Origin of the sequence: Parendozoicomonas verongulae, from assembly GCF_009711465.1 — a bacterium.
GTDB lineage: Bacteria > Pseudomonadota > Gammaproteobacteria > Pseudomonadales > Endozoicomonadaceae > Sansalvadorimonas > Sansalvadorimonas verongulae.
On the sequence record NZ_SMME01000379.1, the window covers coordinates 1 to 692 of the forward strand.

1 protein-coding gene is annotated in these 692 nt (G+C 46.2%); it reads left to right on the forward strand.

Annotation, left to right across the window (positions count from 1 at the left end; genetic code table 11):
* A partial coding sequence (locus E1189_RS00775; RefSeq protein ID WP_155158223.1) for an ISAs1 family transposase occupies positions 1 to 655 on the forward strand: 655 nt, incomplete at its 5' end.
* Between the last annotated feature and the right edge of the window lie 37 nt (positions 656 to 692).

Genomic DNA, 692 nt, shown 5'->3' on the forward strand with positions numbered 1-692 from the left:
CACCATTGACGCTATGGGCTGTCAGCGAGACATTGCCAAGAAAATCACAGACAAGAAAGCTGACTATATTCTGGCCGTAAAGGGGAACCAGCCAAAGCTTCATGAGGCGTTCGAAAAACACTTCCCCATGAGTAAAATTCTGGCAGGTGACTTTGATTCTGTTTACAAAACAGAAGAGAAAAATCGCGGCCGCCAGGAGCTTCGTGTACACGTTGTCAGCGACATTTTCGACGAGTTTGTGAACTTCTCTTTTGACTGGGCTGGTATGCGTACACTGGGAGCTGTTATTGCTTTTCGTCAGGTTGGTGATACGCCACAAAAAATTGAAGATGTCAGCATCCGTTATTACATCAGTTCTGCAGAACTCACAGCCAAAAAGCTAGCCACAAGCGTACGTAGTCACTGGGCCATCGAAAATTCGTTGCACTACGTTCTGGATGTGGCGATGGACGAAGATGACTGCCAGATACGACGTGGAGATGCTGCAGAAATCCTATCCGGTTTCAGGCACATTGCTCTCAATTTATTGAAGAATGAAAAAACGTTTGATGGTGGCATTGAGCGCAAAATGAAGTGTGCGATGATGAGTACTGACTACTTGGAGCAAATTTTGGACGGTTCACCATTGCAAACACCAAAATCGGAAAAGGCTTGAGCCCTCTGGTATCAAGGGGTTTCGTGCGTTTTCCCTG